At 63.2% G+C, this 19442-nt stretch carries 19 protein-coding genes; 5 read left to right on the top strand and 14 right to left on the bottom strand.

Annotated features, from left to right (window positions below):
- Positions 1–41: 41 nt before the first annotated feature.
- The 10 genes from uraD to GWC77_RS15070 all read right to left on the bottom strand — a co-directional run bounded on the left by uraD (position 42) and on the right by GWC77_RS15070 (position 9009).
- Positions 42–569, bottom strand: a complete 528-nt coding sequence (gene uraD / locus GWC77_RS15115) for a 2-oxo-4-hydroxy-4-carboxy-5-ureidoimidazoline decarboxylase (protein ID WP_173258114.1) — start codon at positions 567–569, stop codon at positions 42–44.
- The gene (gene puuE, locus GWC77_RS15110; RefSeq protein WP_173258112.1) at positions 566–1516 is read right to left on the bottom strand and encodes an allantoinase PuuE; all 951 of its coding nucleotides are present in this window, start codon (positions 1514–1516) and stop codon (positions 566–568) included. Before puuE ends, uraD begins: the two co-directional genes overlap by 4 nt.
- 202 nt (positions 1517–1718) lie before the next feature.
- Entirely contained in the window at positions 1719–2462 is a 744-nt protein-coding gene (locus GWC77_RS15105) for an aspartate/glutamate racemase family protein (RefSeq protein WP_173258110.1), read from the bottom strand.
- A 42-nt stretch (positions 2463–2504) separates the two neighbouring features.
- The gene (locus GWC77_RS15100; RefSeq protein WP_173258108.1) at positions 2505–3989 is read right to left on the bottom strand and encodes an NCS1 family nucleobase:cation symporter-1; all 1485 of its coding nucleotides are present in this window, start codon (positions 3987–3989) and stop codon (positions 2505–2507) included.
- Positions 3990–4163: 174 nt separating this feature from the next.
- A complete protein-coding gene (locus tag GWC77_RS15095; protein ID WP_173258106.1) occupies positions 4164–4856 on the bottom strand; it encodes a GntR family transcriptional regulator in 693 nt (230 codons plus the stop codon).
- 217 nt (positions 4857–5073) lie between these two features.
- The gene (gene ldcA, locus GWC77_RS15090) at positions 5074–6000 is read right to left on the bottom strand and encodes a muramoyltetrapeptide carboxypeptidase (protein ID WP_173258105.1); all 927 of its coding nucleotides are present in this window, start codon (positions 5998–6000) and stop codon (positions 5074–5076) included.
- Between the two features lie 46 nt (positions 6001–6046).
- Entirely contained in the window at positions 6047–6721 is a 675-nt protein-coding gene (gene tadA, locus GWC77_RS15085) for a tRNA adenosine(34) deaminase TadA (RefSeq protein WP_367949051.1), read from the bottom strand.
- The gene (locus GWC77_RS15080) at positions 6718–7134 is read right to left on the bottom strand and encodes a DnaJ family domain-containing protein (protein ID WP_173258103.1); all 417 of its coding nucleotides are present in this window, start codon (positions 7132–7134) and stop codon (positions 6718–6720) included. Before GWC77_RS15080 ends, tadA begins: the two co-directional genes overlap by 4 nt.
- Positions 7135–7258: 124 nt before the next feature.
- Entirely contained in the window at positions 7259–7525 is a 267-nt protein-coding gene (locus tag GWC77_RS15075) for a hypothetical protein (RefSeq protein ID WP_173258101.1), read from the bottom strand.
- Positions 7526–7734: 209 nt separating this feature from the next.
- A complete protein-coding gene (locus GWC77_RS15070; protein ID WP_173258099.1) occupies positions 7735–9009 on the bottom strand; it encodes a phosphatidylserine decarboxylase family protein in 1275 nt (424 codons plus the stop codon).
- Positions 9010–9175: 166 nt separating this feature from the next.
- Between GWC77_RS15070 and GWC77_RS15065 the strand changes: the two genes are divergently transcribed.
- Positions 9176–10045, top strand: coding sequence for a manganese catalase family protein (locus GWC77_RS15065; RefSeq protein WP_173258097.1), 870 nt, complete (start codon positions 9176–9178; stop codon positions 10043–10045).
- A 40-nt stretch (positions 10046–10085) separates the two neighbouring features.
- On the opposite strand, the gene GWC77_RS15060 is transcribed toward GWC77_RS15065, so the two are convergent.
- Positions 10086–11150: a glycosyltransferase family 4 protein gene (locus tag GWC77_RS15060; protein ID WP_173258095.1), complete on the bottom strand. Its 1065-nt coding sequence runs from the start codon at positions 11148–11150 to the stop codon at positions 10086–10088.
- Positions 11151–11315: 165 nt separating this feature from the next.
- Here GWC77_RS15060 and GWC77_RS15055 point away from each other — a divergent pair, with 165 nt between their 5' ends.
- From GWC77_RS15055 to flhC, 3 genes are all read left to right on the top strand, one after another.
- Positions 11316–11834 carry a metal-dependent hydrolase gene (locus GWC77_RS15055; protein WP_173258093.1) on the top strand — a complete coding sequence of 173 codons (519 nt, stop codon included), beginning with the start codon at positions 11316–11318 and terminating at the stop codon, positions 11832–11834.
- A gap of 187 nt (positions 11835–12021) precedes the next feature.
- A complete protein-coding gene (gene flhD, locus GWC77_RS15050; protein WP_173258091.1) occupies positions 12022–12339 on the top strand; it encodes a flagellar transcriptional regulator FlhD in 318 nt (105 codons plus the stop codon).
- A gap of 19 nt (positions 12340–12358) precedes the next feature.
- The gene (gene flhC, locus GWC77_RS15045) at positions 12359–12883 is read left to right on the top strand and encodes a flagellar transcriptional regulator FlhC (protein ID WP_173258089.1); all 525 of its coding nucleotides are present in this window, start codon (positions 12359–12361) and stop codon (positions 12881–12883) included.
- On the opposite strand, the gene GWC77_RS15040 is transcribed toward flhC, so the two are convergent.
- Positions 12831–15929: an FAD-binding and (Fe-S)-binding domain-containing protein gene (locus GWC77_RS15040; protein ID WP_173258087.1), complete on the bottom strand. Its 3099-nt coding sequence runs from the start codon at positions 15927–15929 to the stop codon at positions 12831–12833. The two genes, flhC and GWC77_RS15040, sit on opposite strands and share 53 nt — an antisense overlap.
- 100 nt (positions 15930–16029) lie before the next feature.
- Here GWC77_RS15040 and GWC77_RS15035 point away from each other — a divergent pair, with 100 nt between their 5' ends.
- The gene (locus tag GWC77_RS15035) at positions 16030–16917 is read left to right on the top strand and encodes a LysR substrate-binding domain-containing protein (RefSeq protein ID WP_173258085.1); all 888 of its coding nucleotides are present in this window, start codon (positions 16030–16032) and stop codon (positions 16915–16917) included.
- A 119-nt stretch (positions 16918–17036) separates the two neighbouring features.
- Here the strand turns inward: GWC77_RS15035 and GWC77_RS15030 are convergent, their stop codons facing one another.
- Both GWC77_RS15030 and GWC77_RS15025 read right to left on the bottom strand, forming a co-directional pair.
- A complete protein-coding gene (locus GWC77_RS15030) occupies positions 17037–18179 on the bottom strand; it encodes a sensor histidine kinase KdpD (RefSeq protein WP_173258083.1) in 1143 nt (380 codons plus the stop codon).
- 305 nt (positions 18180–18484) lie between these two features.
- Complete coding sequence (locus GWC77_RS15025) at positions 18485–19372, bottom strand: amidohydrolase (RefSeq protein WP_217283287.1); 888 nt, start codon at positions 19370–19372, stop codon at positions 18485–18487.
- Positions 19373–19442: the final 70 nt, after the last annotated feature.

Genomic DNA, 19442 nt, shown 5'->3' with positions numbered 1-19442 from the left:
TGTATCTTTCGAAATGTCGATCTATCAATGCATCAATGCGCTCATGCCTTCACGAGATCGTCGATCCGAAACCGCGCGATGCGATAGATCTGCTCCAGGCTCGTGCGCAGCTCCTCGTCGCGCGCGTTGTTCAAACGCGCTTCGAAATTCGCGATGATGCCCGCCCGGTCGTAGCCGCGCACGGCGAGAATGAACGGAAAACCGAACTTCTCGCGATAGGCTCGATTCAGGCGCTGCAGTTTATCGAACTCTTCCTGCGTGCATTGTGCAAGACCCGCACCGCTTTGCTCGCGTGTCGATTCCTCCGTCAGCTCGCCGCGCACCGCAGCTTTGCCGGCGAGTTCCGGGTGGGCATCGATGAGCGCGAGCTGCCGCGCCGGGGCCGCCTTCGCCACGATGCCGCACATCGCCGCATGAAGCGCATCGACGCTCGAAAACGGTCTTGCATCGGCCGCCTGCCGCGCCACCCAGGGAGAATGCTCGAAGATGCCCGATAGCGCCGCCTCGAATGCGTCGCGCGGCATCGTGTTCAGTTGTTCCAGCGTGTATCGGTAGTGCATGGGCTTCACGCGCGCGCGCCATTCTCGTTTTGCCGATAGGGATGACGCGTATGCCAATGGCGCGCAATGTCGACGCGGCGCGCCACCCACACGCGATCCCTGCCTTCGATATGGTCGAGAAACCGCTGCAACGCGCGAAAGCGGCCGGGCCGACCGAGCAGACGGCAATGCATGCCGATCGACAGCATTTTCGGTACTTCGCCGCCTTCCTCGTAAAGCACGTCGAAGGCATCGCGCAGGTAGGTGAAGAAATGATCGGCCGTATTGAAGCCTTGCGGCGTCGCAAACCGCATGTCGTTCGTATCGAGCGTATACGGAACGATCAGTTGCGGCCGCTTTTCGCCGCCTGTCACCTCGACTTCGGTCCAAAACGGCAAATCGTCGCCGTAGTAGTCGGAGTCGTAAAGGAAGCCGCCGTACTCCGCCACGAGCCGCCGCGTGTTCGGGCTGTCGCGCCCGGTATACCAGCCGAGCGGCCGCACGCCCGTGACACGCTCGATCGCCTCCATGCCGAGCCGCATATGCTCGGCTTCACGCTCGGGCGGCATGTCCTGATAGTGGATCCAGCGCCATCCGTGACAGGCAATCTCGTGCCCCGCTTCGACGAACGCGCGCGCCACTTCGGGGTTGCGCTCGATCGCCATGCCGACGCCGAAGACCGTGAGCGGCAGGCCGCGTTTGTCGAACTCGCGCAAGATGCGCCAGACGCCGGCACGGGAGCCGTACTCGTAGATCGACTCCATGCTCATGTGTCGCGCCGGATAAGCGGCCGCGCCGACTATTTCGGACAGAAACTGCTCGGAAGCGGGATCGCCGTGCAGTACGCAGTTCTCGCCGCCCTCCTCGTAATTGAGAACGAACTGCACGGCGATACGCGCCCCGTCGGGCCAATCGGCCTGAACGGGTTGCCGGCCATAGCCGATCAGGTCGCGCGGATAGCGGGGCTCGGATGTCATGGCAAAGTCCCTGCCAAAAAGAAGTTGACCGTCCGTGCGGCGCAGCGGCATGCGTGCGAGGCACGGCAACGGTTCGAATCGGTCGGATCAGTGTATAGAAAACGCCCTCGGGCGCCCATACGGGCGCGCCGATAGCGAAGCTCACCGCGCGCATATGTCCCGCGCGGGCAGCGCGGCTGCCGCGAACCGGCTTTGCGCTGCGCTACGGCGTCTCGCGCGGGCTGAACTCGGCCAATGGACCGTCATAGCGCTTCGCGAGCGGACGCGCATACTCGCCACGTTTGGCCGTGGCGAGCCCGAGCGAAACGAGCGCCTCGGCCCATTTGAGCGCCGCGGTGACACCTTCGACGACGGGTGCGCCGATCGCGTCCTCGATCGCGCGACAAAGGTCGACCATGCCGGCGCAGCCGAGCACGATGGCGTCGGCGCCATCGTCCGCGAGCGCACGGCGGCACTCATCGACGATGAGTCGACGCGCCCCGCTGCCCGGGCGGTCCAGATCGAGCACGGCAACCTCGGTCGCGCGCACGTTGCGGCAAAACCGCTTCATCCCGTAGCGCTCGGCCAGATGCCACGCCATGCCCGTCGTACGGGCGAGCGTCGTGACGACCGTAAATCCCGGCGCGATGACGCTCGCCGCATGCATCGCGGCCTCGGCAATGCCAATGACGGGTCCGCGTGCAAGCTCGCGCGCCGCGAACAAGCCCGGATCGCCGAAACAGCCGATGACGTAAGCATCGATTCCCTCGCGCTCGCCGGCCGCCACTTCGGCCAGCAATCCCGGCAGCGCGAGCGACTCGTCGTACCAGCTCTCGATCGATGGCGGCCCCATGCTCGACGTGGCGGAAATGATCTCGGTGCCCGGCGCCGCGATGCTTCGTGCGCATGCCGCCATCGTATCGGTCATGCGCGCAGTCGTATTCGGATTGATGAGTTTGATCTTCATCGCCTGGTGGTTCCCGCGAGCGTTGAGCATGTCGTCGGACGATCAGCCGCGCAGCCCGCGTGTGGCGAGCCAATAGAACAAGGCGGCAAGCCCAACGCCGATGAACCACGAAAAGTTCGCAAGCGTTGCGAGTGCGGGCGTCATGACGCAGGCCACGGCAAGCGCCGCAGCCGGCAACACGGCCGCGACGGCGCGCCAGTTCACACCGCCTCGGTACCAGTAGGTTCCGTGCTCGGACATCGAATAGAGATCGTCGAGCACGACATGCTGCCGCTTCACGATGAAGTAATCGACGATCAAGACGCCATACAACGGGCCGATGAACGAGCCGAGCACATCGAGCGTGTAGTGGATCACGGCCGGGTTGTTGAACAGGTTCCACGGCGTGATGAACACCGACGCCGTCGCGGCCAGCATGCCGCCCGCGCGCCAGCTGATATGTTTCGGCGCCACGTTCGAGAAGTCGAATGCCGGCGAGACGAAATTCGCGACGATATTGATGCCGATCGTCGCGATCATGAACGTCAGCGCGCCAAGCACGACGGCGAACGGCTGATCGATGCGCCCGACCGTGGAGACCGGGTCCGTGATGAGCTCGCCGAATACGGGCAGCGTCGCCGAGGTCGTCACGACCGTGACCAGCGAGAACGCCAGGAAGTTGACCGGGAGCCCCCAGAAATTGCCGCGTTTGACGCTCGCGTAGCTCTTGCAGTAGCGCGAAAAGTCGCCGAAGTTCAGCATCGGCCCGGAGAAGTACGAGACGACGAGCGAAATCGCCGTGATCGTGACAGGTAATGCCTCCCAGCCGTGGTACTTCACGGTTCCAAGATTCAGATGGATGTTCGATATGCCTGCGCGCGCAACCATGTACCCGGCCAGGATGAACATGACCACGTACACCGCGGGGCCCGCGAAATCGATGAACTTCTTGATCGTCTCCATCCCGTTCCAGAACACGAGTGCCTGCAATACCCAGAGCACCATGAAGCCGGCCCAGCCCAGCGTCGACAATCCGAGCCAGCCATGATGATGAACGTCGGCATAGGGCATCAGCTGCGGGGCGAACTTCAGCAGAACGATGACGAACGCGCTCGATGCGAGATAGGTCTGAATCCCGTACCAGGCAACGGCGATGAGCCCGCGAATCACGGCCGGGATGTTGGCGCCGAGCACGCCGAACGTGGCGCGGCAAATGACCGGGTAAGGCACGCCGTTTTGCTGGCTCGACTTCGCGATCAGATTCGCGAAGACATTGACGATTCCGATGCCGACCAAAAGTGCAACCAGCACTTGCCAACTCGTCAAGCCGAGCGCGAACAAGCTTCCCGCGAACACATAGCCCCCCACGCTATGCACGTCCGACATCCAGAACGCGAAAATGTTATAGGCGCCCCAGTGTTGATCGCGCAGCGGCGCGAGATCCGCGTTGCACAGACGTTCGCTATAGCCTGCGGGCACACCCGTATCGGCATGGGCGGACGATGGGCCGACAGCGCCGGCATCGGTGGGTACGGTCAGGTCAGGCATAAGCGTCTCCGGTAAAGGAACAACGTTGCTGCGCGGCGTGTCGGATACCCGCGCAAGACCGAGCGCCTGTCGAACGGCAGCCGCGGTCGGCGCGATTCGCGGCTGAAAGTTATTTAGTTGTACTAAACAGTTGAAGAGGACCCGCCTTTCGGGGACCCTCGGCGCATGCGCGTGTTAGCCGAATACCTCGCGCAAATCGGCCGCCCCGCGCGCGGGCCGATCGAGCATCTTCAGTTCGACCGTCTGCAAATGACGCACCATCAACTCCGAGGCGCGCGCGGTGTCGCCGGCGCCGATTGCATCGACGATTTGTGCGTGTTCGTCGAACGAGCACGGACTACGCCCCAGCGATTCATAGAGCGCCGAGATCAACGTCGAGCGCGCAACGAGCCCGGCGAGACAATTGCAGAGCACGCGATTACCGGTGAGCTCCGCGAGCGCCGTGTGAAACTCGCCCGATAGACGGATCCACGAACGGAAATCGCGATGCTCGAACGCAGCGCGTTCGCGCTCGATCATCTTGGCGATCACCTTCAAATGCGCCGCCCCCTTCCCGTCTTGATTGCCGCAAACGCGCTCGATCACCGCTGCCTCGATGATGCGGCGCATCTCGAACACCTCATGCACCTCGCGTAGCGATGGGCTGGCCACGAAGGCGCCGCGATTCGGCTCGAGATCGACGAGATGCTCGCCGGCGAGCTGCGAGAGCGCTTGCCGCACCGTTCCGCGCTTGACATCGAACACCTCGCACAGCTGAGCCTCGGTGAGCTTCGCGCCGGGCTTCAACCGGTGTTCGAGGATCGCGTCGCGAATGCGCTCGGCAATCGCCGAGGGTATTGCAGCGTCGGATGATTTCGGCGTCGGCATGATGGGTATAGTAGGTTGGACATAAAGATTGTCAACAATTTTATCGACCACGAACGGCGCCCATCATTGCGGGTTTCTACTGAAAAATCCGCTATTTGGTGCATAAACGCGCCAGCCACGTGCATGCCCGGGAAAGGTGCGCACCGCATCCGGGCGAGAAATCGAGCATCAGATTGTCAACAATTTAGCGCGCGCCGTGCGCTACGAGAAGTGCGGTTCAGGCGAGCGTGGGATGCCCGCTGACGGTCAGCGAGAACCCCTCGCCGTCGGCTTGGAGCCGCGCCCGAGCGCCGAACGGGAGCGTAACGAGGTCGCTGCCATGGCCGAAGCGCAGGCCGGTTACGATCGGTATGCCCGTGACGGTGCGGATGTGCTCGACCATGGCGGAAAAGTCGTAACCGTTGTCGAGGGGCGCCAGCTTGCCGCCGATGAAATCGCCGAGTATCAGCGCCCGCTGGCGCGCGAGAACGCCGGCGTGATGAAGCTGATAGAGCATTCGCTCGACGCGGTACGGATGCTCGTTCACGTCTTCGACGAACAAAATCCCGCCGTCGATGTGCGGCATATAGGGCGTGCCGACGAGCGCGGCGATCATCGCGAGATTGCCGCCCCAGAGCGTGCCGCCCACGTCGATTTCGACACATTGCGCGACGGGTTCGCGCACGGTGAATTCGCTCGATTCGAGCGCCGTCCAGAAACACGCGTCGGTGAAGGCGCTGACGGTCTCGGCGCCGAAATTGGCCGTAAGCATTGGCGCGCCGAACGTCACGAGACCTGCGCGAGCAAAGAGCGCCAATTGGATCGCGGTGAAATCGCTGTGCCCGCAGATCGCGATCGGGGCCCCTGCAAGACGCCCCGCGAGCCCCGCGTAATCGAGCAGGTCGAGAATGCGCACCGCCCCGTAGCTGCCGCGCAAGGCCAGCACGATGTCGGGCAGCGGATGGGCCGGATCGGCAAGCCGATTGAGATCGCCCGCGCGTTGCGCGTCCGTGCCGCCAAAGCGCAGGTAGCGGCGCTGCGCCACGTCCTCGCCGCTCACGCGGTGACCTTGCGCGCGCAGTCGCGCAACGCCGCGCTCGACGGCGGCCATATCGGGCGGGTAGCCGGAGGGAGCGACGATCTCGATGGTGTGCGTACGGGTCATGGTCGATTTCGAAACGGGGTGAACGTTGCCGGCTCGTCAATGTCACTCAGCACGGGCTGACGGGGCGTGCAGGCTGCTCATCGACGGCATCGGTAGCACCAGCCGCACCAGCCGCACCAGCCGCACCGGCCGCACCGGCCGCACCGGCCGCACCGGCGACATGCGCGCTTGCCGCGGCACGCGCGGCGCGAATCGCCCTGCGCCGATGCGCAAAAAATGACTTCAGCGCGTCGCTGCACTCGGTTTCGAGCACGCCGCCAATAACGTGGGTATGGTGGTTGAGCTGGGAATTGGCGAACGCATCGACGACACTGCCGCACGCCCCCGTCTTAGGGTCGTGCGCGCCGAACACGACGCGAGCAATCCGCGCATGCATGATGGCGCCCGCGCACATCAGACAAGGCTCGAGCGTCACATAAAGCTCGCAGCCCGGTAGCCGATAGTTTTGCAACGTTTGGGCGGCCGCGCGCAACGCAACCATTTCGGCATGAGCCGACGGGTCGTGACCGCCGATGGGATGGTTGAAGCCGGTTGCCAGCACGCGTTCGCCTTGCACCAGCACTGCGCCGACCGGCACCTCGCCCGCTGCGCGCGCGGATTCGGCGGCTTGCAGCGCTTGTTCCATGTAACGGCGATCGCGCTCCGCCGCGGTCTGTGCATTGGCGCGCGCACCGTTCTGTTCGGAATCGGGCGCAACGGGGCGCGCACCGGGTTCGTTCACGAAAGTCCAGCCCGCTGCGGCTCGGCCGCATCTTGCGCGTCGCTCTGGACGCGCTCGGAGAGCCGCTCGGCAATGCGCCGGCAGTATTCGCGCGGCACGACCGTTGGCTCGCCGCGCAACGATTCCAGCGCCATATCGAGGGCGAGCAGCTTGGCTTGCAGGCGGCAACGCGCTGCCTGGTCGCCCGCGGCGTTCAGTTCGTCTTGCAAATGACGCAGGGAGCGCAGTTGCTCCACGGCCGGCGGCACGAAACCTGCGTTCTTCAGTATCCGATGGGCGACGCGAACTTCCTCGGGCACGAGCAAGTCGTCGTCGAGTTCCTGCGGCGCCCCGGCGCCGGGCAAATCGTCGAACTCCCCACGCGCTGCTGCGGCGGCGATGCGCTGTTCGACCAAAGCATCAAGCAATTTCATCTGCGATCCACTACATGGCGGCGCGGGCATTTTAGCAGGCCGCAGCCGGGCCTCGCCGATTCGGCGTTAGACGCCATCCTCGGTGGGTCAGGCCGACGGCTGATGCTGGCCACTCGGCGCCGCGCTACATGCCGATCTTCGCTCGCAGTTCACGGGCCGTCTCGAGCAATCCTTCATAGCCTGCCCGGCTGTGCTCGGGGAGGTCGGGATCGCCCACGAGCGCGCCAAGCGTCTCGATCAAGCTGTATACGATGCCTTTTGCGGCGCTGACGGCGATGTTGCCGGTACTGAGCTGCTTGTCGACGTGACTGAGCGCCGATTCGAACTCGCCGAGTTCGAGCGGTTTGGAGGGTCGGTCTTCGCTGGGTTTGTTCGACGGATCGGACATCATGGCGGTCATTTCCTCACATTCGGCGGGTCCTGCGCCGGTCGCCGCGCTGCGCAAACGCGCCGCCGATCGAGACCCCGTGGGTTCTTATATACCCGCTGCGCGCTCACGTCCACCCGGTGTGCTTGCGCCGCCGCACGCAACGTCCGCGAAAGGTCGTGTAATTAGGTAGCAGGCACTGGGCAAACCACCCGCCAAGAGTTTCGCTTCGATCAACGTTTCGAACCCTTCGCCGTCGCAAGATGCGCATTGACGCGGATCGGCGGGCCATCGTCGCGATACGGCGGCTGCGGCACGAACGTATCGATGACGCCCGGCCGGAATACCGCGCACCACGTGCTGCCGCCGTACTGGAAGTAACCGAGCTCGTCACCTTTGTCGACGTGCTGTCCGGGCAGCGCCACGATCCGGCACGAGGACACCTCCGCCATACCCACGAAGACGCAGGCCACCTCCCCGATCGCCGGATCGTCGCAATCGATGACGATGACTGCGCGCGCCGCCACCGCTGTCGTGTAGCCCTGGGAATGATTGAGCCCGCCAGGGTCGGCACCCTGTGCCTCGGTATTCGAGTAATACGTTCCGTCGACGTTGTACGCTTCGCAGATCCGTCCCGCGACGGGCGCATGCCAGCGGTGGTAATTGAACGCGCTCAAATAGCCCTGATAGACGGACCCACCGACGAAGCGCTGCACACGTTCGTCCGGTGTGCAAACCAGCATTTCACGCAGTGAATACGGCTGTGCCTTGAGCCAAAAATGGTCGTAGAGCTGCGCGTCCTCTCGCACGTTGTATGGAGACGCTTCGCAAGCACTGACGATGATGCGGTGATCGTCGGGATGCGCCACGGGTCTCGCGCCGGGGCGGAGTTCGCGCGTGAAGAATGCGTTCCATGAAGCGAAGCCCCAATACGGCTTGGCGGGATCGCAAAGGAATGCATCCATATCGATCTTGCGGCGAGCCTCTTCGCAGAACCATCCATCCGGCGAATCGGCGTTCAGGTGCGTACGCGAATGCGGACCGCTCAGGAACCCGCACCAGTAATCGAGTACGCGCCTCATCTGCGCATTGAAGGCCGGATCGCGAAACGCGGCATACCCCGACGGCATGCACATCGGCCAATCGAGGACCGCATTCAGCGGCGTCGCCACCGGTGCGGACGCGTCGAACGGCGGCGCGAAAGTCATCAGATAGTCGACGATGCGAATCAACTCATCGATCGATCCGTAGCCCAGCTCATAGCCGGCGTCGCGCGCATCGTCGATTGCGCGGGTCAGATTCATCCGAAGCACGGGATCGCCGTGCACGAGATTCGACAGGTCGCGAACCACACTTGCGGGTGACCATGCTTGCCCCGCGCGTTCGGCCCTTGCGCGCGAGCGCGCGGCGATCTCGCAACGAAACGCCGCCATGCGTTCTTCCTGCGCCGGCATCCAGCTGCCGAGACGGCGCCGTTCCTTCAACGGTCCTTGCTGATCGTCGCTCATGGCGCCCTCCCTCCTGTGCGCCTGCACGCGAGCAATTTACCTGCCACACCGGCCATGGCCCGACGAGGCCGCGCGGGAATAGCCGTTGCGTATCCGGACAGGCCGAGCGGGCATCGATACCTGGCCGGAGGCATCCATTCTCGTCTTCTCGAAGGAGATCCCACCCATGTTCATCCACAACAAGCGTCTGCAATACACCGTGCGCGTCGGCGCGACCGACCCCGGTCTCGCCAATCTGCTGCTTGAACAATTCGGCGGGCCGCAAGGCGAGCTCGCTGCCGCCATGCGCTATTTCACGCAAGCCGTTGGCGAAGAGGATTCGGGGCGAAAGGATATGCTTTACGACATCGCGACCGAAGAGCTGAGCCACCTCGAAATCATCGGTTCGATCGTCGCGATGCTGAACCGCGGCGCGAAAGGCGAGCTCGCCGAGAACATCGATGCGCAGGCCGAGACTTATCGCAAGCTCCACGGCGCCGGCAATGACAGCCACGTGACGCAACTGCTTTACGGCGGTGGTCCGGCGCTCACGAACTCGGGCGGCGTGCCCTGGAGTGCAGCCTACATCGACACGATCGGAGAACCGACCGCCGATCTTCGCTCGAACATCGCCGCCGAGGCGCGCGCAAAAATTATCTACGAACGCCTCATGAACGTGACCGACGACCCGGGCGTGCGCGATGCTCTGGGCTTTCTCATGACGCGCGAAGTGTCGCATCAGAAGTCGTTCGAGAAAGCACTGTATTCGATTACAGGCAATTTCCCGCCGGGAAAACGGCCGCCCGCCAGCGAGTTCGCGCAGGTCTACTACAAGATGTCGCAAGGCGATGCGCCTATCGAAGGCCCATGGAATCGGGGCGACGGCCTGCGGCTCGTCGCCAATCCGCCCGCGGCCGCGGACGGGGGCGATGGCACGGCATCGGTCGTCCTGTCCCATGCGGAGCGCACCGCGCTCGAGGCCATGGCGCAGCGCCAGCAGTCGGACCGCGCCGTGGATCCCACCACGGGTGCGGAACTCGGTAGCCAGAAAAAATAACCGGAGGTCCGCCTACCCGGCGGGCACTCGTCTCGCTCGCTCAGGCGTAGTCGGGGCTCGCCGGAGCGTAAGGCTGCGGGGCGAGCAGGCTGTCATAGACGCTCAGATAATCGTCGGTCATCCGCTGCGCCGTAAAACGCTCGTCGAATAGGCGACGGCACGTGCGGCGATTGATGTCGCCTATCGCGTGAACCGCGGCGACGGCGCTTTCGACGTCGTCGACCACGCGGCCGTTCAGGCCATCTTCGATAATCTCCGGGATGGCCCCACGACGAAACGCGATCGTCGGTGTGCCGCAGGCCATCGCCTCCACGATCACGAGACCGAACGGCTCCTCCCAATCGATCGGCATCAGTAGCGCGCGGGCTTCGGAAAGCAGACGGGCGCGCGCTTCGCCACCGACTTCGCCAAGGAATTCGACATGGCGGCGATATCGTGAGATGAGCGGTTCGATCGTTTCGCGAAAATAGTGTCGTTCGCCTTCATGGACGACCGCGGCGATTTTGAGCGGGACATTCGCCCGACGGGCGATCTCGATCGCGAGGTCGGGACGTTTGCCGGGCGTGATGCGGCCCATGAACAGCAGATATTCGCCGGCACGCTCCGCGTACGGCAGTTCGTCCGGCGGTATGCCATGGTGGACCGTGCGCTGCCAACGAGCCCAGGGCAACGGAGTGCGCTGCGAACGCGAAATGGAGACCAGCGGAACGTCGGCGAACGTACGCAGCAGCGGGCCGTGGTCGTCGGGCAACAGTAAGCCGTGCAGCGTCGTGATATGGCGGCAAGGCAGATAATGCGCGAGCGGAAAGTGTAGCGGCTCGCCATGAAAATGCACGATATCGAACTCATGCGCGCGTCGGGCCAATTGCCCGAGTTGATGAAGATGGTGAGCCTGCGTATCCCAGACATTGCGATCGCGCCATAACGCGCGCTCGCAGCTCGGCACGAGGCGGCCAGACGTGCGCGAGTCGCCGCTCGCGAAAAGGGTCACATCGTGGCCGCGCGCGACGAGCGATTCGGTCAGGTAATGGACGATGCGCTCGGTCGCGCCATACGCGTAAGGCGGAACGCTTTCGTACAAAGGCGCGATCTGGGCGATACGCATGGTAGGGACTCCGGCGGCGGCATGCTGGCGGCTGAGCATCGCGCATGCCTGCGCCCGCGGTTTTGCATCCTTCGCTTGGAGGGCGCCCCGCCGCGCACCGGTCGACGGCTGCGTCCCATCCGTGATAGCGTCCCATTCCTTTTGGCTTTCGAGCAGGTCCTCGTTATGGCATCTCGCAGTGCGCACCATCTGACCGGTTGGGCAGCTGGTGTGATCGCAGCGGTGCTCGTCGCGCAAGCGAGCGCGGCGGGCCACTGGTATATCGGCAGCTTAGGCGCGTGCCTGGCGGGCGTCGTGGGCGGCACAGCGCCCGATTGGCTCGAGATCGCGTGGTGGAGTCGCAGCCGGCGGCTTTGGATCGCGCATCGCAGCGCCACACATTGGGGCGTCGGATGGATCGCTGCCCTCGTTCTCGCCTATCGCTCGCTGGGCCATGCGCATCCCTTCGCCGCGCCGCTGTTCGGGTTCGCCTGCGGCGGCATCATGCATCTCGTTGCCGACTGGCCCAACCCGCTCGGCGTGCCGTGGATATTCAGGCGTCATTCGCTGAACTGGTGGAAAAGCGGGCGCTGCGATCTGCTCGTGGTCGCACTGGCGTGGGGAGCGGCCTGTTGGGTCGCCCGGCCGCTCCTGGCCGCGCCCATTGGACAGCTGGCGCATGGGCTGCGCGTGCTCACGCACTGAGCAGCGGCCCTCGTAGGAAAACGCCGACAGCGTGTGTAGTCCGGACGACAGAATCTTCCGCCGCCGCTGATTGGTAGCGCCAACGATCTGAACAATACTTCCGTTCACCGCACGCCCGTCCCGAAGTTCTAGCCAAGCAGTGCAACGCAAACGTCGTGCGACCCGACTCCCGCTGAAGAGGCAAACAGTGAACGATCGCGAAACGCTCGAATCGATGCGCGAATTCAACATCTCGTATCTGATGCTCGCGCAGCACATGCTCAACGACGATTTTGCCGAGGGCATGTTCCGGCTGGGCTTGTCGGCGCAGATGGCCAACCTGATCCAGATGCTGTCGCCTTCTCAAACGGTCAGGCTTGCCCAGAGCGAAGACCTGGTCTGCGACATCCGGTTCGATGACGCCGCGATGCTGTCGGCCCTGGCAACGACCGATACGGGCCGCGATCTGAGCGCGATGCACGCAGCCATTTTGCTGGCCGCACAACCTGCCAGGCAGTTCAGCTGACCGACCAACGGAGCACGCCATGCCGAAGATGAGCCTGATCGAAGAAGCGCGGGAAGTGTCGCGCGCCGTCGCGTTGATTGAGCTGGGCGCCCGCATGCAGGTGCTCGAATCGGAACTGACGCTCTCGCGCGACAGGCTGATTCGCATTTATCGCGAGGTCAAAGACGAGTCGCCGCCGAAGGGCATGCTGCCCTCCTCTGCGGATTGGTACATGACCTGGCAGGCCAATATTCACTCGTCGCTCTTCTATCACACGTACACGTTTCTGAGAAACGAAGCGAGCTGTTCGCACGTCGACGCGCTCACCAAGGGCTACCGCCTCTATCGCGAGCATTGCACGCGCGGCGGACTCGATGTGCATCTCGACTTGACGCGCGCCTGGACGCTCGTACGCTTTTTCAAGGGCGGCATCCTCGACATGCATCCATGCTGCCGGTGCAAAGGCAAGTTCGTCTCTTATAAGCACGATCTGCCCCGCGCCCGCGCGTGCGTCATGTGTCAGCCGCCGTCGCGCGCAGGCAAGAAATCGAAGACGTTGAACTGACAGGGCTCGATTTTCTGTCGAGCAAGCTGAGCAATACTTGCAGCGGGTGCGGTAAATCCGCTGCATCGATCGCCCTGACCTGGCAGCGGCAGGAGTAGCCGCTCGCCATCAACCTGCCCCGGTCGCGATGTCGCGCCACAGCCGGCGCCCAGCTCATGCCGTAAATCGTCTCCGACGTCGCGCGGTTTCGTGCCTCGTGCCCGTAGGTGCCCGACATGCCGCAGCAGGCCGCGCGCGGAACGTTCAATCGTGCGCCGAAAGCCGTGAAAACGCGTTTCCAGTCATCGATTGCGCTCGCCGCGTTCGTCCGCTCGGTGCAATGCGCGAGCAGGACATAGGTTTCGGCATCGTCGGCAACACGCTGAGTCGCGGACCCGAGCGCCTCGGCCAGCCATTCCTGCAGCAGATGGACGCGGGGCGCGCCGGCTTCGCCCAGCGCTTCTCTGTACTCCGAGCGATAGACCAATGTCATCGCCGGATCGATACCGACCAGGGGCACGCCGGCCGCTGCCAGGCGCCCGAGCATCCGGGCGTTTCGCTGCGCGGTGCGACGAAACCGATCGAGGAACCCATGCACATGCAACGGTTTCCCACTGGGCAGAAGCGGCGCAAGCAACGGGTGAAAGCCGAGCTTGTCCAGCAGGCGCAGCGCGTCGAGCACCAGGCCGGCTTCGAAATGGCTCGTGAACGCATCCTGTACGACGACGACAACCTGCCGTCCCTCGGCTTGCGCGGCGGCGATGGTCTCGGGCGTCGCCATCGCAACGCCGCCACGGCGCGCCTCGAGGACCGCATCCATGCCGCTCAGCATCGGGATGCCGACCAGGCCGATGCGTCGCAGCCCCCACTGTCCCATATGGCTAGCCAGTACCGCGTTGACCCAGCGAGGAGCCTTGGCCATCCATGGCAACGCCGGCTCCAGACAAGCCAACACCCAATCTCTGGCGGGACGTAGATAGCGGGTGTGGTAAACGGCCAGGAACCGGGCACGAAACGCAGGCACGTCGACTTTGACCGGGCACTGCCCCGCGCAGGACTTGCACGCGAGACACGTGTCCATCGCCTCTTTGACTTCGTGCGAAAAGTCGTACTCGCCTTTTCGCTTCGCAAGCGTGTTACGGATTCTTCGCGGGAGCGAAGCGATGCGCTGCACGAAGCCTTGCTCCCGACCGTCGAGATGTCGGGCGTACCCAGCCTCGCTGATCAGATACAACCATTCGCGCAGCAGCGATGCGCGGCCCTTCGGCGAAAAGCGGCGCTCGCGCAGCGCTTTCCAGGACGGACACATGGCATCGTCGGGCGCGAAATTGAAACAGGCACCGTTGCCGTTGCAATGCAGCGAATCCGCGAACGTTCGGCGCAACGCGACCGGAATGATGCGATCGCGCTGTCCCCGCGTCGGGACTTCGTCGACACGCGTGAGCGCCTGTCCCGGCGGCGTGGCGATTTTGCCGGGGTTGAGCTGATTGTTCGGATCGAACGCGGCCTTGATCTGCTGCAGACGTCCATATAAAGGCCCGAAAAACGCCGGGGCGTACTCCGAGCGCAAACCCTTGCCATGCTCGCCCCATAGCACGCCGCCATATTGGCGGGTCAATGCCGCCACCTCGTCGGTGATCGAACGCACGAGGCCCTCCTGCTCGGGGTCCTTCATGTCGAGAACCGGGCGAACGTGCAGTACGCCGGCGTCGGCATGACCGAACATGCCGTACGTCAAGCCCCGGCGGTCCAGCAGCGCGCGGAACTCGGCGATGTAGTCGGCGAGGTGCTCGGCGGGCACCGCCGTGTCTTCCACGAACGGAATCGGGCGCGCCTCCCCTCGAAGGCGTCCAAGCAGGCCGACCGCACGCTTGCGCATCTCCCAGACCTTTCCGACTTCCACGTGGCCGCGGGCCACCGAATGCCCCAGCATGCCGCGTGCGTCATTTGCTGTGGCAAGCAAAGCGAAGGCCGCGCTCAGCGACGTTTCCAGTGTTTCCGGTTCGTCAGCTGCAAACTCGATGAGATTGACGCCTTCCAGTGGGGACGTGGTATCGGGAAAGAATCGACGGATGGCAGGCCAAGTATTGTCCTCACGTGCAAGACCGAGAACGACTGAATCGATCGTCTCGATCGACGCCGCATCGACCTTCAAAAGCCGCGGCGCATCGCGCAACGCGGCGTCGAAACTGGCGTAGCCCACCACGATGAGCGCCGTGAACTTCGGAATGGGCAACAAGCCGACCTTCGCTTCAGAGATGAAGCCTAGCGTGCCCTCCGAGCCGCAGAGAATACTGTTCAAATCGAATCGGCCTCGGCTGTCGCGAATGTGAGCGAGGTCGTATCCGGTCAAGCTGCGGTTCAGCTTCGGAAAGTGCCGTTGAATCAGCTCGGCGTCGCACTGCTGGATGTCGTCGACCGTGCGATGCACACATCCGATCAAGTCCTCGCGCGACCGGATGCCGGCGAGGGTCTCGTCGTCGATCGGCGCGGAGGTCCAGACGGTTCCGCCGGTGAGCACCGTGACCAGCTCGAGCACATGATCGCGCGTCTTGCCGTACCGGCACGAGCCCTGCCCGCTCGCATCGGTGTTGATCATGCCGCCGATCGTGGCGCGGTTGGACGTCGAGAGCTCGGGCGCGAAAAAAAGGCCGTGCGGCTCCAGCGCGGCTTCCAACTGGTCCTTCACGACACCCGCCTGAACACGCGCCCAGCGCTCCTCGACGTTGATCTCGAGAATGCGATTCATGTGGCGCGAGAGATCGACTGCGACACCCTCTCCGAGCGATTGACCGTTCGTGCCGGTGCCTCCGCCACGCGGAAAAAGACGAACCCCATGGAAACGCGGATTCGATGCGAGACGCGCAATTCTCACCAAGTCCTGCTGTGTTCGTGGGAACACCGCAAGTCGGGGCACCACCTGATAGATGGAGTTGTCCGTAGCGAGCGCGGTGCGATCGGCATAGCCATCGCGGATGTCGCCTTCGAAGCCATGCATCCGCAGTTCGGTAGCGAACGCCAGATAAAGGTTGCCGACTTCCGGCAATCGATCGAGACGCGGAATCATGAGGGCTCCCTTGCGGCGTATAACTCATGGATAGCGAGTCTAGGTTGCTTCCCGTCAGGCAAAAAGTGTATTGTTTTGCGCTCTTACATGAGTTTTATGAATGAATCCGAGAACCCTGACTCCGTCTATGTCGCTGCTCCTCGCGTTTGAGGCCTCGGCCAGGCACCAAAGCTATACGCGGGCTGCGGAAGAGCTTTCGTTGACGCAGAGCGCGGTCAGCCGCCAAGTGCAGGCGCTCGAGGAGCTACTCGACGTGCGGCTTTTTCTGCGTAAGGGGCGGCGAATCGAATTGACCGATGCGGGGCGCCTGTACATGCGCGAGGTGGGCGCGGCGATTGCATCCATACGCAATGCAACGCTGCAGGCCATTGCCTATCGCTCCGGAGGCGGCAACCTGAATCTCGCGGTATTGCCGACTTTCGGCGCGCGTTGGTTGATGCCGCGCCTGCATTCGTTTTACGCCGCGAACCCGAGCGTCGTCGTCAATATGCATTCGCGAATCGGCCACCTCGATCTCGAAGCGGCGGGCATGGATGCGGTCATCGGCGTCGGCAACGCCGAGTTGCCCGGTCTCATCTGCCACCGTCTGCTCGAAGAGGTGCTCGTGCTGATCGCGAGTCCCGATTTGTTGCGTCGGCATCCGGTCGAATCGCCGCGGGATCTCGGTTCGTTGTTGCTGCTGCGCGTCGCGACACGGCCCAATGTTTGGCGCGAATGGTCCGATGCCTACGAAGTCCCGCTGCGCGGGGTCTATCCGGGACCCATTTTCGAATTGACGTCGCACCTGATCCAGGCCGTGGCGACCGGCATCGGGGTCGGCCTCGTTCCTCGATGCCTGATCGAGGAAGAGCTGGCCTCGGGCAAACTCGTCATGCCCTTCGATTTGCCCTATGCCAGCGGGATGAGCTATTACTTTGGCTACCCCGCTCAGAAAGCGGAGCTGCCATCGGTCGCCACGTTTCGAGATTGGCTGTTGGCACGGCCGTAAGCTTGCGCGATGAGTGGTTAGAAACGATACAGGTACGCAACGTTGACAGTGCTGTCATCGTTGATGCAAAACCGAGGCGGATCGACAGCCGGCAACCCGTGCCCGGGGCGCGACGGCCGCTAGCGGGCGTGTCCTGGCGCCGCATGCCGGGGCAGGCTGATCGTGAACACGCAGCCTGTGCCAGGCACGTCGCGCACGCTCAGAGTCCCGTTGTTCGCCTCTACGCTGCGCCGCGCAATGGATAGACCCAGCCCAAGGCCAGTTCGGTCCTTCCCGCTTTGTGTAAACGGCAGAAACATCCGTTCCGCGTCGCCAGGCGGAAGACCGCCGCACTCGTCCCTCACGTCGATCAGGATGCGATCCGACACGGCATACGTGTCGAGCGTCACCTCGCCGTGGAGATGCGTAAACTTGAAGGCGTTCTGCAGCAGGTTGGCCAATGCCGAGTAAAGTTGGTCGCGATCTCCACAGATAGCCAGCCGCGGGTCCACTGCGGACACCGTCAATACGCATCCACGAACCTGAGCCGCGAGATCGGCAGCCTGTTTGACTTCCGCAATGAGGTCGGCAACCGGAATCATTCTGGATTGCGCGGAAAGGCCCGTTGCTTCCCGGACATCTTCCAGCGATTGCGCGATCAGATCGCGCAGCCCGCCAAGGCTTCGCTCGAGCACGGCCCCTGTTGCCCCCGACAGACTCAAGCTTCCGGTTTTGGCGGCGGTAAACGCGAGCGTGGCAGTGTGCAGCAGGTTGCGGAGTTCATGGGCGAAAAATCCGAGGCGCTCATGCAGCTCGACGGCCTGTCGGTCTGCCATGACAAAATCCCGCTGGTAGCTGAATTCGGTTACCGCATCGGCAATCGCGTTGTCCAGACAGCGATTGAGGGTACGAAATTCGTCGATCTGAAACGGCGCATCGCGCTCATACGCGAGGTCCGTGATGGCCTGACACAGATCGCCATAGACATGGACGACCTGATCGACCGAAAACCCGAGCGCCAATAGGGCCCGTCCGTGTTGGGCAGCAGTTGCGCCAATCTCGGATAACGACGGCCCGCCGCCCGAAGGCCCCGAAATCCGGCGGCTACCCATCGGCTTCGACGTTTGTTCCATTCGCAGCGTTCTGATGAGCTGATCCAGGAACATCGGCACTCCGTTCTGGAGCTGCTGGGCGGTTGCTGCCCGAGCGGGCCGCTGCGCGACCTTGGCCTGGCATCGCTCGATGAGTTCGTCGCGATTGTTGGCCAGGAAAACATGCATCATGATGGATCCCTTGACGTCGGTCTGCTGCACTTCGCTGGCGGCGAGCTATCGGGGACAGACGCTGCCGGCTGCCATGCGGTCTCTTTCGTCTCGGAATCTCGGGGCGAAATCTTTCTTCGCCGAAGTCGGCGCGATGGTCCGTTTTTCGGCAATGGTTACCGTCCGCACTTTCGCGTAGATACATCTTACTCGCTTCATGTACTCCTGCGGGGCGCCATTACCGAGCGGCTTTCAGCGGAGCAGCCATCGGTTGCCACGTTTCGCGATTGGCTGTTGGCACGACCGTATGCTTGCGCGATCAGTGGTCAGAGACGGTATACGCGTGCAGCGTTGTCATGGAACAGCGCTGCACGCTCGGCCGCAGAGAAGTCACGCGTAATCGCCTTGAAGGCATTGAACAGCTCGTCATAACTGCTGAACAGCTTGTCCACTGGGAAGTTAGACGCAAACATGCAGCGCTCCACGCCGAATGCCTCGATTGCATCGAGCACGAACGGGCGAATGGAATCCACGGTCCACCTCCAGTCGCCCATGCCCAGCCCCGAGATCTTACAAGAGACGTTCGGCGCCGACGCCAGCATCTTCATCGCCTTCTTCCACGCTTCGATTTCCTCTCGCTCGCGGTCTACCGGCATGCCGGTGTGATTCAGCACGATGGGTGTATCGGGAAAATCGCGTGCGAGCGCCGTCGCTTCCTCCATCTGCGTGTAATACAACTGCAGATCGAAAGAGAGCCCGTACTGCCTGAGCAAGCCGTATCCGCGGCGCCATTGACTGTCGCTCATCAAATGCGGGCTATCGATGAAGGTTTTGACCGGGTCGCGATGAAAATTCAAGCATTGGCGAATACCTCGGATGTTCTCGAACGCGCAGTGCGCCGCGATGACCGACTCGACGTCCGGCGAAGAGAGATCGGCGAAGCCGACGATCCCGTGCGGGTATCCGTATCGGTCGGCGACGCTCTGCAACCAGCGCGTTTCGGCGACGGGGTCGTTATGGTCGTACTCCACCTGGAGATGTACGCTCTTCACGACATTCTGATTCCGGATATCGGCGAGAAAATCTTCGATCAGGTAGTCCCGCCGGATTGCCGAGTAGTCGCCGAAAACACGTTTGAGCATCGGGCCCTGCAACCAGGGATAGTTGCCGGTTTTGAGATCGTAGAGATGATGATGCGGATCGATGATGGGCAGATCGTCCATGGCGCATTCCGATGTAAAGAATCGTTGAAAGCATTTCGCCCGCCCACCCTGCATCGGCCGG

The organism is Paraburkholderia sp. NMBU_R16 (genome assembly GCF_013282575.1).
In the GTDB taxonomy this organism is placed as follows: domain Bacteria; phylum Pseudomonadota; class Gammaproteobacteria; order Burkholderiales; family Burkholderiaceae; genus Trinickia.
This window is presented reverse-complemented; position numbering and strand designations above follow the sequence as displayed.